We start from the raw sequence: 14,571 nt of genomic DNA on the forward strand, positions 1-14,571 counted from the left end.
GGTGTGGGAACAGGCAAAAGAAATTCGCTTATCCCGCAACCATCAGTCAGATAAAAAGGCAGATGGAAAGAGAGAAAAGTATACGAAAAAGTATGCATTTTCCAGTATGTGTGAGTGCGGTTTCTGTGGTACGAAGCTGACCAGACGTACCCTTCATAGCAGCTCCAAGTATGAAACACCGGTCTGGTATTGCAGAAATGCAGCCAATAGAGGTAAGCATAACTGCCCTAATAGTAAATCCGTTCATGAATCTATATTGGAAAATGCTTTCCTTGAGGCATATAAGCTGTTGGCAGGAAGCTTTGATGATGTAATTGATTCTGTGATTGGAACGATTGAAAGCATTGGTGCGAATAATGATGATATTGCAAGACTCAAAAAAGAGCAGAAAACTCTTGATAATCTGGAGCAGCGAAGAAAGAAACTTACGGATATATACCTTGATGATGGTCTTACCAAAGAGGCATATGATGAAAAGTATGAAGAGCTTACCGTGAAAATTCAGAAGTCGAAGGACTCTATAGAACTCCTTCAGAATAATGTTTCCAATCAGAAGGATGTGGGCAAGAGAATGGCTTCTCTTAAGAAAGCACTTGCTGATGGTGATATTCTGGATGAGTTTGACAGAGTAGTATTTGAAAGTATTGTGGAAAAGGTCATCGTGGGAGAGACAAACGAAGATGGCACAGTAGATCCTTACAAGCTGACTTTTGTTATGAAAGGGAATGGGAACAGTGTTGTTCCTAATGCGAAGGAGTGGTTTAAGGCTGAAAAAAGTGCAATACAGCCGGCGTAGATTGTGGTATACTAAGGTAACAAGGCACTTGTTTCTATATGGTAGGGACAGGTGCCCTGATATAAAAACATTCATAAGGAGGGCTTGATTATGGCTAATCAGACACAAATTTTGAATGTTAGTGATGAGATGAAATTAAACGATAATGTGCAGATGAAAAATGTGAAAGAACAGGAAGAAAATATGTATTCTTCTTCATCAGACACTACTGAAGAATTGTGTTCTTCTTCGACAACCGATGCATGTGGAGGCGGTAGTACTGCTTTCCCACAAAAAGCCAGACGGACATATCAACGTAAAAGTTGAGTTTGGCGAGGGTGAGGGAAAAGTTCCACTTGATAATATTGCTAAAAGAGCGGAAAGCTATAAGCCCAAAGAACGAGTGACCTACAAAATGATAAAGGAGTACATAGAAGCTAAATACGGTTTCAAGGTACATACCGCATATATCGCAGAGGTAAAGAGAGATTTAGGCTTGCCAATGTATGATGCTCCTAATGCGGTAGAAGAATTGAAACAGCCGAGGAAACATCCGACAGCGGAGAAAGTGGAAGCGATAAAGGATGCATTGAAGCATTTTGAAGTGATTTAATAATGGTGAGCGTATCATTAAAAATAGTGGTACGCTTTTCTTTAAAATATTTGGGAAGCAATATATAAGTGCTGAATATGCTTGAAAGGAGGAAAATGGAGTGAACCGTATTACAGAAATAACAAAGCGAGATATTTTAGATTTATTTCAGAATGGATTAGAGATAGACGAATTTTTTCAAACCCGAACCGTTATTTATAATTATTATGGTCGCCTTAAAGAAATAGATTTTCTTAAAAGATTATATGATTTGGAGAGAATGCCAAGTTTTGATTCAAGATTTGCAAATGCAGAACAGGATATTTGGCAACATACAGTGAATAATGATGATTATCCATACTGCTGGGTTTTTGAAGACAAAAGATTCAATTTACAAGATGGTAGTGATGAAGTATATTTAAAATTTCTTTGCGAAGTATTTCACCCTGCTGTTCGATATGATAAGGGATATTGGAAAGAATTTTTAGTGGCAACTAACAAGCTATTACAAAATGACGGTTATGAGATTTACCCTGCTGAGAAAATATCCAATCGTGATGTTTATGGATGGAGAATATATCAGCAAGAAGATAATACGTTGTTTATTCCATATTCTCAACGAAATGCAAAGGACATAAAAGCAAAAAAGATAGTATTGTCCATAAAGCGGAAAGCGAGAAATCAAATTTATCAGTTTCTGGAGCGATATAATATCGAATATCAAGCGACTGACGAAACGGGATGGAATTATAATACAACAGTAGCTGAGGATGTTTTCAATGAAATAAGGCAATTTTATGTGCCAAAGTGTTATAATGATAAAAAAGAATATGTTGAAACTGCTGATTTGCAAGCATTCATACTTTCTAATTCTCCATTTTGCGTGTTGGACGCAATAGAGTTTTTTGCGAAACATAGTATCTCAGATGACTTTGAACCACAGATTAATGCTATATTAAAACTGAATGAGATACCGTTTCAGCTTTCCAAGGGAAAGCTAATGAATACATTTGATACCCAGATAAATAAAAATTCATTAGTGTCTGTTCAAGAAGTAGGACTGAAAGAGTTATTACAAGAGGCTTCAAAATATTATGATGAAAACAATTTGCAAATTGCAGTGGAGAAACTTTGGGATGCATTTGAGAGACTAAAGACATATTACTGCTCATCGACTGTAGATAAGAAGAAATCGGTTAATAAGATTATAATGGATATGGGTAATAATCAACAGCCGTTTTTAGAATTATTTGAAAAGGAATTTCATGAGCTTACCATACTTGGCAATAATTTTAGAATTCGACACCATGAAACAACAAAAACGGATATTCAGGATAAAAGGCATTATGAGTATTTTTATAAGCGATGCTTATCCTTGATTTCAACAGCTATTCAGTATTTGGATGGACGAGGTTTATAACAGATACAGCTTTGCGTAATAAAGAAGTTAAATGAAAAAGGACAATAGCAGAGGTGGATTTTGATGAGTAATGAGCCAAATGGTTTCGCTAAATATTTAGTCATATTTGTAGATATTCTTGGAAGCCAAAATAGAGTTGATTTTCAAGAGACATATAAAATTAACAAAATTTTTCATGAAGAGCTTGAAAGAAACAAGCAAAATGATATGATGCACACGGTGTATTTTAGAAAAATATATACATTTTCTGATTGTGCTTATATTTTCTATGGCTTTAAAGACGGAATATCTGATGAACGTAAAGATGAGGGCGAACTATTTAAAGTGGCATTGTGTAATTGTGAGCCAATATTTTTACGATTCATTAAAGAAAGAATTCTTTTTAGAGGTGGAATATCTTATGGTGATGCTTATGTTGACCCTTCGAAAAGTATGTTTTTTGGAGATGCGGTGAATAAGGCGTATAAGATGGAGTCAGAAATAGCAATTCATCCTCGTATTGTTATAGATGATTATATTGCTGAAGCAGTTTTAGAAAATATATCATCAGTAAAATATAAAATAGTTGCAAAAAACCCTGAATATATATCTATTTTGGGGGCGGGACTGGTTCCTAAAATGCCAGGAACAGGTGAGGGAATCATTGAACAGGATATTGATGAAAAATATATCTATAATTATCTGCACTTTCCAGAGAATAATATAATCTTGCAGGATTACTATCTGTCTGGTGAAAGTTTTATAAAAGAGTTAATAGACTTTTGCTTTGACCAAATTGATAGAAATATGAATTATAAAATTATTGATAAGTATTTTTATCTTCAGAGATTTGCTCAGAATAAATTAGAAAATTTGCTAATGTCATCTGATTGTGATTTGCAATGAAAATGATTAAGTAATTATCCTCTTTGAACGTATCATCACATTTTTATGGATTGGTAATTATATTACCTAGTAGATGTGTATAATGTGATTTGTTGTATCGTAAATCCAAGAAATGTGAAGTTATAGTTTTGACAGTCCTTTTTACTATTATACAATGAAGCCAAAGAGGGGGTGCTATTTATGAGAGAAAGTATTATTGATATTAGTTTGGGCTTGCAAGTGTATGATGTTGGGAATGAAGAAAATGAAGATGCTTCGGTGGATAAAGTTCACAAAAAAATTTTGGAAAGAATATTAAAAGTAACCGAGTTTGAAGAAACATATTACAATTTATTTAAAAACAATTTGAGTAAGCTTTCAAAATAAAAAACACAGATTTTAAGTTGCAAGGAGAAGCAATAATGGAGTTAAATGAATTTTTTACTACGGTTATTCTTACAGCAGCAGTATTTGCTGCACTTGTTACATCAATAGCCAATATAATTATTTCGCTGATGAATAATTGGCGACTAAAAAAAATAGAAAAACAAAAGCAAATGAATGAAATTGATAAGTATAGATATAGTAGACTATATGAATTAATATTGAATTGGCATAAATATGATTCTGCCCAAAGAGGGGATACTGCCGAAGAAATAGCTTTTTATAGATTGCTTAATTTGTTTATGGACGATTCTGGGCGTTATGAAATAGCAAAACCTTTGTTAGACAAATGCTATATTGAAGAATTAGAGGTAAAAAAAACAGAAGGCGAAAAATTACTGAATGACTTAGTTGGAGCTGAATTACCAGATGGAACACACTCAGAGGAGTTTCCTGCCATTAAACAAAGGTATTTTGACATTGCAAAAGAGTTTTCAAAAATGTTGAAAACGGTAATCAACTGTCAACTTGAGGAGTTATTATGTAAGAGCAATTAAGACAAATTTGAAAAAGATACTTATTTACATAGCCGAGAGGTTTTCTTAATGGAAAATCCCTCGGCTTTTTCTATTTCAGGAGGTGATTTTATTTGAATGAGAAGTAACCGACCCTATGTGCAGATTGATCCTTCCGTGATTGAGCAGGCACGGCAGATGGACTTGCTTTCCTACTTGCAGAGGTATGAGCCGAGCACCCTAAAGCGTGTGGCGGGCAATGTCTACTGCACGAAAGAACACGACAGCTTAAAGATTTCCAACGGCAAATGGTATTGGTGGTCGAGAGGTTTCGGCGGCTATTCTGCCCTCGATTATCTCATCAAGGTCAAGGAATATGACTTTGTAGAAGCCGTGGAAATTCTCACGGGACAGACGATGGCGGACTGGAAGCCACCCCCTGCTCCCAAGAAAGATAAACCGAAAGTCCTGCTCCTGCCGCCCAAAAATAAGGATTGTAACAGAGTGATACAGTATCTTTTCGGGCGTGGTATTGACTATCAGCTCATACAGGAGTGTATCTCAGACGGCACGCTTTATGAGAGTGCCGATTATCACAATGCTGTTTTTATCGGCAAAGACGAAGGCGGAACACCGAAATATGCCGCCCTGCGAAGCACTCTCGGCAGCACTTTCAAGCAGGACGCATCGGGCAGCGACAAGCGGTATTCGTTCCGACTTCTGGCAAGAGAGCCTGCGGATACCGTGCATTTATTTGAAGCCGCCATTGATTTGCTGTCCTATGCCACTTATCTGAAATGCGAGGGCAAGGACTACAAATCGGAAAGTCTGCTTTCTCTTTCGGGTGTGTATCAGCCAAAGAAAGAGATGAAGGACAGCAAAATTCCCATAGCCCTCACAACTTTTTTGAGTGCCAATCCACAAATTAAGACCATTGTTCTGCATCTGGATAATGACAAGGTAGGCAGGCTTTGTAAGGAACTGTTAATCTGGAGGTGTTTGATGAATATATGGAGCAATTCAGAGAACCGCCAACAGAAATGAAACATCCATTGCCAAATGTGAAAGGAGACTGATGAATGAGTTACTCATATAAGTGCTATTCAGATACAAAGGATTTTATGAAAAAATTTGTCAATGCAGAGGAAGGAGCGATTATTTATGGGATAAGTAAATCGAGAATCATAGTAATTGAGAGAGAGGCAGGAGCAGTCTATAAAGTCGGTAAGCAATGGAAAAAGACTGGTATCAGAAAAATTGGACGCTGGATATTCAGAATATGTCATGGGTAGAAGACACCAACAGACAAGTAGATTTTCTAATCAAGCAGTTACATTTAAAAGGAACGGAAAAAATACTTGATCTTGCATGTGGATTTGGTCGGCACTCACTGGAGTTTGCCAGACGTGGGTATGATGTTACCGGTATTGATATTACACCGGCGTACATAGATTATGCAAACGAGCAGGCAAAAAAAGAAAATTTGAATGCAAAGTTCATTTGTCAGGACATTCGCACGATCACATTTGATAAGGAATTTGATGTTGTGCTGAATATGGCGGATGGAGCAATAGGATATCTTGAAGACGATGGGGAAAATCATAAGATTTTTTCTGTCATTGCGAAAGCATTAAAAAATGGTGGAAAGCACTTTATGGATATCATGAATGGAAGCTATGCCCAAACACATTTCCCTTGCAAGTTATGGGATGCAGGAGAAAAGGACTTACATTATCTGCTTTTGAATGGGAGAAGGATAGAAAAACGCTGATATATGGGCAGGTAGACTATATGTATGGAGAAGCACTTTATAAGCCTGAAATGAAAGAAGGAAATCCTATAAGGTTATATAGTTTGGATGAAATCACGGAGATATTCTGTAAATTAGGACTTCGTATTTGTAACAGCTTTGCTGATTTCAGTGGAAAGCCGAGTTCTGATAATGATATTCAATTGATGGTTTATTCCATACGGGAATAAATCTTCATCAAATCTTTATTTTTTTCTGTTAGGTTATATTTCAGTAAGAAATGAAATATAGAAGGAAGGATAGTAAAGATGGAAATGATGTTACAGATACAAAATTTATGTAAATATTTTAGAAAACAGAAAGCGGTAAATAATGTTTCACTTAATATCGAAAAGGGACAGATTTATGGACTGCTTGGACCGAATGGCGCTGGTAAATCTACCACATTGAAAATGCTGACCGGTATGATGAAACCAACTGCAGGAAAGATTTACTTTGATGGAAAACTTTTGGATAGGAAAGATTTATCAAAAATAGGAGCGTTAATTGAAAATCCGCCTATTTATGAAAATCTTTCCGCCAGAGAGAATTTGAAGGTAAGACAATTATTGCTTGGTACAGATGAAAACAGAATTGATGAGGTCTTGCAGATTGTATCACTTACAAACACCGGAAAGAAGAAAGCAGGACAGTTTTCTTTGGGGATGAAGCAAAGACTAGGCATTGCAATGGCATTGCTTGGAGAACCGGAACTTTTGATATTGGATGAACCTACGAATGGATTAGATCCAATAGGCATCGAGGAATTACGAGAGCTGATCCGGTCTTTTCCGGGACAGGGAATCACTGTAATTCTCTCCAGTCATATTCTCTCAGAGGTACAGTTACTTGCAGATAAAGTCGGGATTATTTCAGGTGGAATCTTAGGATACGAAGGAGCATTAAAGCAGGGAGATAATCTTGAAGATTTGTTTATGAATGTGGTAAGAAAAAACCAGAAAGCAGGTGAAATCCATGGTTAATATTATAAAAGCAGAACATCAAAAAGCCAAAAGAACCATGCGAAAAAAGTTTATCTGGGGATTTCCTCTTCTTACATTTGTCATGGCATTTATATTTACTCTTGGGATGACAAATGCTTATGCAGAAAGTGTTTGGAACTGGTGGTATACACTTTTGCTGCCGGGGATGATTGCTCTATTTTGTTATCTTTCTGTGGCGCAGGAGAAAAAGATAAAATACTATCATTTAATGACTATTCCCACAGACAGAAGAAAATTGTTGCTGGGGAAAATTATTTATATTGGGTACATGATTTTGTTTTCTAATGTGATTGTGTTTGCAGGAGCAACGCTTGGAGGCTTTCTTCTAACGACACATGTTCCAGTTGGAGGAGCGTTGATTGCAGTATTGTTTCTGACGGTTTCTGAGTTATGGGAGATTCCGGTAGCTTTATTTTTAAGTGAACGATTTGGAATGATTGTAAACCTGTTCGTCTGCCTATTTATTACCGTCAGCGGTGTGGTAATATCACAAACCAGAATCTGGTATGTACTTGTTTCTGCAATCCCTATGCGAATGATGTGCCCGTTGCTTCATGTTTTACCAAATGGACTTGCCGCAGAAGCAGGGAATCCTCTTTTGGATACGGGAGTCATTGTTCCGGGAATGTGTCTCTCAATCATCTGGTTTGTTTTTGTAACGGTTCTGTTTTTGAAATGGTTTGAGAGAAGAGAGGTGAAATAAGATGATTGGAAGATCTCTTAATGCAGACTTGCGAAAGATGAAAGGAACATCTGTGATTCTGGCACACTTACTGATTCCGATTATAACCAGCGTTATATTTTTAATATATTACTTTTTTTCACCATGGAATGAAAATATGAAAGTGATTGCATTTTATCAGGCAATAGGAGCAGGACTTCCGGTACTTATTGGAATTTTTACAGCAAGTGTGATGGAACAAGAACAAAATGCAGGTAATTTTCAAAACCTGTTGTCTTTACCAGATAAACTTACAGCATTTTTATCGAAACTGTTGATGCTACTGGTTTTGTGTCTGTGCTCTATCCTATTGACAGCAATCATATTCGGAATTGGATTTGGAAGAATCGCATCAAGCGATATCGAAATCATGAAAGGATGTATATTTGCAGCATTGCTGCTGTGGGGAAGCAGTGTTCCACTTTATCTGTGGCAGCTGATTCTGGCTTTTCAGTTTGGAAAAGGGGTATCCATTGGAGCAGGGATTATATCAGGACTAATTAGTGCATTGATGCTTACCGGACTTGGAGATTATGTGTGGAAATATGTATTTGTCTGCTGGACGGGTAGAGTACCATATACTTATCTGCAATCTGTATTGGGAGAAACTAGTGTAGGTGAATGGTTGTCATTCATACCAGGTTGCTTAATATTTACAGGGATTAGTATGGTATACTATTTTTGGTGGGTAAACCACTGGGAAGGAAACAGAATATCGGAATAGAATCGAGGGAAACTATGGCAAAAATACTGGCAGTTGATGATGAACCGGCAATTTTGGAAATGATAGAAAGCATTTTGAATAAGGATGGACATCTGGTTACCAAAGTAAGTAATCCACTAAAAATTAATATGGAAGAATTACATCGTTATGACCTGATTTTACTGGACATTATGATGCCTGGAATTGATGGCTTCGAATTATGCAAAAGAATCAGGGCACTTGTGGATTGTCCGATTTTGTTTCTTACCGCAAAAACGGAGGAAAAAAGTCTGGTGAACGGACTTTCGTTGGGAGCAGATGATTATATTTCAAAGCCATTTGGAGTGATGGAACTTCGGGCAAGGATCAATGCACATCTTAGAAGAGAGCACAGGGAACATTCTGTCCGGATGGTTTTGGGGAGGGTCTGTATTCAAATATCTCAAAAGAAACTATTGGTTGATGATAAGGAACTTCCTCTTACGAAAGCGGAGTACGAAATCTGTGAATTTCTGGCTAAAAACAGGGGACAGGTTTTCTCGAAAGAACAGATTTTAGAAGAGGTCTTTGGTTTTGACAGTGAGAGTAATGACGGTACCATTATCACGCATATCAAAAATATAAGAGCAAAATTTGCGGATTATGATTATACACCGATAAAAACAGTCTGGGGGATTGGATATAAATGGGAAGAGTAAAGAGAAGCAATGCACTCAGCTGGATTTTTATGAGATATGTACTGGTCATGCTTGGATCATTAGTAGGTTTGGTGATTGTTGCTTGGCTGCTGCTGTACCTTTTGATTAGTGTGGGCTGTATCTATCCGGCGAATTATGCAGAGCAAAAGATTAATGAAGCATATGATACGATTTTACGTGCGGATAAAGTAACTGCTGAGATGATTCCTGCACTTTGTGATTATGTAATCTTTTCAGAGAATGGAGAGAAAATAGGTGGAGATCTGTCAGAACAATACGAACAGATAGCATGGAATGTTGCAAAGTACGGAAACGCATCCGGGAAATATTTTTATAAAGTAATTGTAAGGGAAAATGAATATGTTGTATTGCAATATCGCTTGACACCTCAATATCATTCAGCTTTTTTGAGGGAGCATTTTATAGGACCACAGAATGTGATGAGTATTATGTCAGTGATTGGAGCGGTAGCGATTATCATCATTCCGTCCATACGTTTTGGAAAAAGAATCAAAAAGCAGATGCAGCCTGTATTAGACGCAATCAGACAAATAAAGGATCAAAATCTGGAATATGAGACATCCTGTTCCGGTATCAAAGAGTTTGATGACTGTTTATCGGCAATCGATGATATGCGAGATGCATTGCGAGAATCTTTAGAAAAGCAGTGGAAAACAGAGCAGGAAAAGAAACAACAGATGTCTGCTTTGGCGCATGATATTAAAACACCTCTTACGATTGTACGGGGAAATGCGGAGCTGCTTTCAGAAACGGAGTTGACGCCGGAACAGAAAAATAATGTTACTTATGTCTTAAACGGAACAACACAGATACAAAGCTATGTAAAACAGTTGATAGATGTCACAAAATCATGGAATTGCAGTGATGTTACCTATATAACGGTGAGGTTAGAAGATTTTTTCGCAGATATAAAGGAACAGGCACTCGGACTGGTAGAAATCTATCACCAGAAAATAGATTGGAAGGCGGGACAAAGTGATAAAAAGGTAACGATTGCTTATGATCCAATGTTCCGGGCCGTAATGAATATGATTCAGAATGCAGTGGAGCATACAAAAGAAAATGGAATCATTTATATTGACGCAAAGGAGCAGGATGGCCGGCTGACATTCATTGTGGAGGATAGCGGATCAGGATTTACAAAAGAAGCATTATTGCATGGCACAGAGCAGTTTTTTATGGATGACACAAGTAGAAATGGCGAAGCCCATTATGGGATGGGACTATTTTTTGCAAAAACTGTGGCTGAAAAATATGGTGGAGGTATTAAACTTTCAAATTCTGAAAATACAGGTGGGGCGAGGGTAGAAATATTTTTCCTGAGTAGTCAAGAAACAAGCTAAATAGACCGCAAGACAGATTGAAGAATACTATGCTCAGTGTGAACTTGAGGGAGCAAATGAACATCAAGTAGAAGAAAGTCAGAAAGCAATTGCCCAAATGGAAGTTATTATTGGCGACCCTGACAGACTTCGTGCTGTTGTGGAGAACTTTATCAAACATTATGAAACCCGTGTGGCAGAAGGTGCAACCGTACAGTTTTTAAATAATGCTATTGAAGTCGGACGAAGTGCATATTTGCGACTGGGACAATTATTTATGAGATTATTTGCTGGATTGCTATAAGAATCTGATGAAACGACCTTTCAAAAAACAGTTGATTTAGAAGTTAACTGTTTTTGAAAGGCCGTTTTTGCTATATCTAACAGTCTGTTGTACAAAGAAGATTTTGCATGGATGAAAAATAAATTTTGTTGAGGTTAAATTGAGATTGACTTTGTATTGTATAAGGAAAGAATCTGCGAGACCGATTATACGGACGAAACTTTTGAGACAGAAAAGATTACATTAGTGTCAAATCCTATTCACACAGGTTCCAAAGAACCAGTAGTGTGGTATCAGTTGGGAGAATTGATGAAAAATGCAAAAAATCGTGTGAAGATCCACACGCCATATATTATCTGTAATGATATGATGTATAATACATGGGCGGAGATTGCAGAGAACGTTTCAGATTTTTCTATCATGACAAATTCAGTTGCGAATAATAGGAATCCATTTGGGTCTGCCGATTATGCGAAAAACAGAAATAGAATCCTGTTCTGATAAAGGAGGAAGAAGATCATGTTTCAAATATTAATTGTAGAAGATGATAAAGAATTAAGCCAGCTATTCCAAAAAGTGCTTGAGAAGAATGGATATCAGGTCAAAAGTGCATCGGATGGAGCACTGGCATTAGAAATATTGGATAAAGAGTATATTGATCTGATCATTTCCGATATTATGATGCCGGTTATGGATGGTTATGAACTGGTGTCGGAACTCCGTTCAGCAGGATATCAGATACCGGTACTTATGATCACTGCGAAAGGTTCCTTTGATGATATGCGCCAGGGATTTCTTTCGGGAAGTGACGATTATATGGTAAAACCGGTAAATGTGAATGAAATGGTTTTAAGAGTCGGAGCACTGCTTCGCCGTGCACAGATACTGAATGAACACAAAATTGTGATCGGTTCAACAGAGTTTGATTATGATGCAATGACGGTTACAACTGATAAGGAAAGTCTTGTTTTGCCTAAAAAAGAATTCCTGCTTTTATATAAGCTTGCAGCTTCGCCAGGCAGAACATTTACAAAACAACAGTTGATGGATGAAGTATGGGGATACGAGACGGAGGCAGACCCACATACGATAGAGGTACATATAGGAAGAATCAGAGAGCGTTTTAAAGATAACCCTGATTTTGAAATCATAACAATGCGTGGAATTGGATACAAGGTGGTGAAAAAATAATGGAACAAAAGAAAGAAAAAGGATTGCGGATCCGATCCTGTCTGACTGGTGCAATCTGGCTGGCACTTGTATTTTCAACAGTCATATCTGCTTTATTATTTGCTTTTTTGAATCATTTTTTTAATCTGCCGGGCAGCATACCTGTGCTTGGCTGGCTTTTGATTTTCAATACATTGATTGCAGGGCTGATCACTTCCTTTATTAATGCAAAGTTGCTGGAACCAATTACCAGACTTAGTAAAGCAATGAAGGAAGTTTCTCAGGGAGATTTTGAACAGCATTTGGAAACGAACAGCCGTATAGCAGAAGTTGGAGAATCCTATCAAAGTTTTAACGTTATGACAAAAGAACTTCGTGCAACAGAGGTGCTGCAGATGGATTTTGTATCTAATGTTTCTCATGAGTTTAAGACCCCGATTAATGCCATTGAAGGATATACAATGCTGCTTCAGGGAGAAGAACTGTCTCCGGATCAAGAGGAATATGTAGAAAAAATCTTATTTAACACCCAAAGACTTTCCGGATTGGTTGGTAATATTTTGCTGTTATCCAAGTTAGAGAATCAGAATATACCAATGAAAAAAACAGAATATCGTTTGGATGAACAGATCCGTCAGGCATTTCTTTCATTGGAAACAAAATGGACAGAAAAAGAAATTGGTTTTCAGGTAGAATTGGAGGAAGTTAAATATACTGGGAATGAAGAACTTTTTATGCATATCTGGATAAATCTTTTGGATAATGCGATTAAGTTCAGCCCTTCAAAGGGGACAATTACGATGTTTCTGAAACAAGAACAGGATTCTGTTAAGTTCATTCTGGAAGATGAAGGACCAGGAATAGAGGATGATGTAAAATCCAGAATATTTGACAAGTTCTATCAGGTAGATGGATCTCATAAAGCAGAAGGAAATGGCCTAGGTCTTGCACTTGTAAAACGGATTGTAGATAGTGCCGGAGGAACAATCAAAGCAGAAAACCGTGAATATGGTGGATGCAGATTTGTTATAGAGCTGCCAAAGCAGAAAGATGAGATTATATAGTTTTAAGATAAATTAGAAGATGGGAGAATTTATATGACATTTTATCAGGAGTTGCAGTTAAATCAGGCAGGTTCTAAAAGCCTGTTGAAAAAGAGTGAAACACTAAAAGAAAAATTATATCATATGTGGGTATATCTGGTGAAGATAGCTGTTACAATAGCATTTTGTTTTTTCTTTGTTAGTATTTTCAGCATCCTATTTGGAAATGAGAACAGCATTGTAGGTGTAGTAGTCTTATTATGTCTCATGGTGTTTAGAAATGCGGATCTGGGGATCCGTACCGGACAATCTACGATGCTTTTGGCTTTGTTCTTTGTAATTATGACTGTATGTCCGCATTTAGCAAATCAGTTTTCACCGGTATCGGGAATGCTGTTAAATATTGCGGCACTGGCTGTGTTGATTCTGTTCGGATGCCATAATCCATTCATGTTTAATCAATCTACATTGGTTCTTGGGTATCTGCTGCTATATGGTTATGATGTTACGGGAAAAAGCTATCAGATGCGATTAGTCGGAATGGCTTTAGGTGCAGCACTTACCTGCTTCGTATTTTATCGAAATCATAAAAACAGAACTTATAAAAGAAATCTGAAAGATCTGATACAAGAATTTGATATCACTTCTTCCAGAACAAAATGGCAGATATGTCAGATTTTATGCGTACCGATTGTCCTTTGCATTGCAGAACTTTGTAATATGCCACGTGCAATGTGGGCTGGTATTGCGGCCATGTCCGTGATTTTGCCGTTTATGAAAGATATGCACTACAGAGTCCGTAAAAGGATTGTCGGAAATATTGCAGGTGTTATATGTTTTACAGTATTATATTTTCTGCTCCCTTCGTCAATCTATGCATATATAGGAATTCTTGGTGGAATCGGTGTAGGATTTTCAGCAAAATATGGCTGGCAGGCAGTATTTAACACATTTGGTGCTTTAGCCATTGCTGCAGAGACTTATGGACTACAAGGAGCGGTTAGTCTTAGAGTGATTCAAAATGTTTTTGGTGTTGTGTTTGCTTTAGCATTTTGTGTTATATTTTATTGGTTTATGTCTAAAAAAGATAGATATAAACAGTAAGTCAAACACACAAACTATGGAGTCTTTAGTCGGTTTAATAAAATTTTAGATAGAAAATAAATCATTATAAAAAGATCCTGTTCATACTATGATATATAGAACAGGATCTTTATTTACTTTATTTCGCCAGGAAATTGCTCTGAATCTCCATCGGCATATGATA

The 14,571-nt window shown here is 37.0% G+C and carries 19 protein-coding genes and 2 pseudogenes; all 21 read left to right on the forward strand.

What is annotated here, in order from left to right; translation table 11 throughout:
- Positions 1-796 (forward strand): recombinase zinc ribbon domain-containing protein (locus ABUA34_RS06470; RefSeq protein WP_349823036.1); only part of this gene is annotated, 796 nt, incomplete at its 5' end.
- 90 nt (positions 797-886) lie between these two features.
- Positions 887-1,102, forward strand: coding sequence for a hypothetical protein (locus ABUA34_RS06475; protein WP_156332979.1), 216 nt, complete (start codon positions 887-889; stop codon positions 1,100-1,102).
- A pseudogene (locus tag ABUA34_RS06480) lies at positions 1,038-1,388 on the forward strand (hypothetical protein); the annotation flags it as partial. The gene ABUA34_RS06475 and the pseudogene ABUA34_RS06480, both read left to right, overlap by 65 nt.
- A gap of 100 nt (positions 1,389-1,488) precedes the next feature.
- Positions 1,489-2,787, forward strand: coding sequence for an AbiJ-related protein (locus ABUA34_RS06485; protein WP_055145179.1), 1,299 nt, complete (start codon positions 1,489-1,491; stop codon positions 2,785-2,787).
- Positions 2,788-2,850: 63 nt separating this feature from the next.
- Entirely contained in the window at positions 2,851-3,672 is an 822-nt protein-coding gene (locus ABUA34_RS06490; RefSeq protein WP_055145182.1) for a hypothetical protein, read from the forward strand.
- Between the two features lie 180 nt (positions 3,673-3,852).
- Entirely contained in the window at positions 3,853-4,038 is a 186-nt protein-coding gene (locus tag ABUA34_RS06495; RefSeq protein WP_055145185.1) for a hypothetical protein, read from the forward strand.
- Between the two features lie 35 nt (positions 4,039-4,073).
- On the forward strand, positions 4,074-4,592 hold the full coding sequence (locus ABUA34_RS06500; RefSeq protein WP_055145188.1) for a hypothetical protein: 519 nt from the start codon (positions 4,074-4,076) through the stop codon (positions 4,590-4,592).
- Positions 4,593-4,688: 96 nt separating this feature from the next.
- Positions 4,689-5,594, forward strand: a complete 906-nt coding sequence (locus ABUA34_RS06505; RefSeq protein ID WP_055145190.1) for a DUF3991 and TOPRIM domain-containing protein — start codon at positions 4,689-4,691, stop codon at positions 5,592-5,594.
- A gap of 77 nt (positions 5,595-5,671) precedes the next feature.
- Positions 5,672-5,842 carry a DUF6462 family protein gene (locus ABUA34_RS06510; RefSeq protein ID WP_242857296.1) on the forward strand — a complete coding sequence of 57 codons (171 nt, stop codon included), beginning with the start codon at positions 5,672-5,674 and terminating at the stop codon, positions 5,840-5,842.
- Positions 5,782-6,321, forward strand: a complete 540-nt coding sequence (locus ABUA34_RS06515) for a class I SAM-dependent methyltransferase (RefSeq protein WP_242857280.1) — start codon at positions 5,782-5,784, stop codon at positions 6,319-6,321. Before ABUA34_RS06510 ends, ABUA34_RS06515 begins: the two co-directional genes overlap by 61 nt.
- 20 nt (positions 6,322-6,341) lie before the next feature.
- Entirely contained in the window at positions 6,342-6,530 is a 189-nt protein-coding gene (locus ABUA34_RS06520; protein ID WP_005330841.1) for a hypothetical protein, read from the forward strand.
- Between the two features lie 78 nt (positions 6,531-6,608).
- Complete coding sequence (locus ABUA34_RS06525) at positions 6,609-7,322, forward strand: lantibiotic protection ABC transporter ATP-binding protein (protein ID WP_349823037.1); 714 nt, start codon at positions 6,609-6,611, stop codon at positions 7,320-7,322.
- Positions 7,315-8,046 (forward strand): lantibiotic immunity ABC transporter MutE/EpiE family permease subunit, encoded by a 732-nt coding sequence (locus ABUA34_RS06530; RefSeq protein WP_004853398.1) that lies wholly within the window; start codon positions 7,315-7,317, stop codon positions 8,044-8,046. Before ABUA34_RS06525 ends, ABUA34_RS06530 begins: the two co-directional genes overlap by 8 nt.
- Before the next feature lies 1 nt (position 8,047).
- Complete coding sequence (locus ABUA34_RS06535; RefSeq protein ID WP_021737750.1) at positions 8,048-8,788, forward strand: lantibiotic immunity ABC transporter MutG family permease subunit; 741 nt, start codon at positions 8,048-8,050, stop codon at positions 8,786-8,788.
- A gap of 14 nt (positions 8,789-8,802) precedes the next feature.
- Positions 8,803-9,465, forward strand: coding sequence for a response regulator transcription factor (locus tag ABUA34_RS06540; RefSeq protein WP_349093492.1), 663 nt, complete (start codon positions 8,803-8,805; stop codon positions 9,463-9,465).
- Positions 9,453-10,829 (forward strand): sensor histidine kinase, encoded by a 1,377-nt coding sequence (locus tag ABUA34_RS06545; protein ID WP_349818554.1) that lies wholly within the window; start codon positions 9,453-9,455, stop codon positions 10,827-10,829. Before ABUA34_RS06540 ends, ABUA34_RS06545 begins: the two co-directional genes overlap by 13 nt.
- A gap of 97 nt (positions 10,830-10,926) precedes the next feature.
- Positions 10,927-11,112 carry a hypothetical protein gene (locus ABUA34_RS06550; protein WP_242992658.1) on the forward strand — a complete coding sequence of 62 codons (186 nt, stop codon included), beginning with the start codon at positions 10,927-10,929 and terminating at the stop codon, positions 11,110-11,112.
- 162 nt (positions 11,113-11,274) lie between these two features.
- Positions 11,275-11,586: pseudogene (locus tag ABUA34_RS06555) on the forward strand (phospholipase D-like domain-containing protein); the annotation flags it as partial.
- Between the two features lie 24 nt (positions 11,587-11,610).
- Complete coding sequence (locus tag ABUA34_RS06560) at positions 11,611-12,282, forward strand: response regulator transcription factor (RefSeq protein WP_349823038.1); 672 nt, start codon at positions 11,611-11,613, stop codon at positions 12,280-12,282.
- On the forward strand, positions 12,282-13,325 hold the full coding sequence (locus tag ABUA34_RS06565) for a HAMP domain-containing sensor histidine kinase (protein WP_055145211.1): 1,044 nt from the start codon (positions 12,282-12,284) through the stop codon (positions 13,323-13,325). The genes ABUA34_RS06560 and ABUA34_RS06565 overlap by 1 nt, the downstream gene beginning before the upstream one ends.
- A gap of 33 nt (positions 13,326-13,358) precedes the next feature.
- On the forward strand, positions 13,359-14,408 hold the full coding sequence (locus ABUA34_RS06570; RefSeq protein ID WP_349823039.1) for an FUSC family protein: 1,050 nt from the start codon (positions 13,359-13,361) through the stop codon (positions 14,406-14,408).
- The last annotated feature ends 163 nt before the right edge of the window (positions 14,409-14,571 follow it).

The sequence above is a fragment of the Coprococcus sp. RTP21428st1_C9_RTP21428_210409 genome (assembly GCF_040227395.1).
Lineage (GTDB): Bacteria > Bacillota > Clostridia > Lachnospirales > Lachnospiraceae > Coprococcus > Coprococcus aceti.